General features: G+C 44.1%; 2 tRNA genes. Both read left to right on the top strand.

From position 1 onward, the window contains the following. Positions 1 to 158: 158 nt before the first annotated feature. A tRNA-Phe gene (locus tag HUS61_RS21210) sits at positions 159 to 234 on the top strand. Positions 235 to 285: 51 nt separating this feature from the next. After that, positions 286 to 361: transfer RNA gene (locus HUS61_RS21205), tRNA-Thr, on the top strand. Positions 362 to 540 lie beyond the last annotated feature (179 nt).

Here is a 540-nt window from a genome sequence, read left to right as displayed (position 1 = left end):
TTAGCTCAGTTGGTAGAGCAACTGACTTGTAATCAGTAGGTCATCCGTTCAACTCGGATAGTCGGCACCATTTATTTTGCCCAGATAGCTCCGTCGGTAGAGCCATCGGGAATTGCATTGAAAATCTTTGTTGATATTCTGCATAAAAACTAAATATTGCCCAGATAGCTCAGTCGGTAGAGCAGAGGATTGAAAATCCTCGTGTCGGTGGTTCGATTCCGCCTCTGGGCACCATTATTTATAATCACAACGTGATTAAGTGCTAAACGCACACAGGTTTAGTGTGCCGACTTAGCTCAGTTGGTAGAGCAACTGACTTGTAATCAGTAGGTCATCCGTTCAACTCGGATAGTCGGCACCATTTATTTAATAGTTAGCATCTAGCTAATTGTTTTGCCCAGATAGCTTACTCGGTAGAGCCATCGGGAATTGCATTGAAAATCCCTGTGGATATTCTGCATAGAACTAAATATTGCCCAGATAGCTCAGTCGGTAGAGCAGAGGATTGAAAATCCTCGTGTCGGTGGTTCGATTCCGCCT

The organism is Pseudoalteromonas sp. 0802 (genome assembly GCF_013350085.1).
Lineage (GTDB): Bacteria > Pseudomonadota > Gammaproteobacteria > Enterobacterales > Alteromonadaceae > Pseudoalteromonas.
Note: the sequence above shows the minus strand (reverse complement) of the source record. Positions and strands in the feature narration are given on the sequence as shown.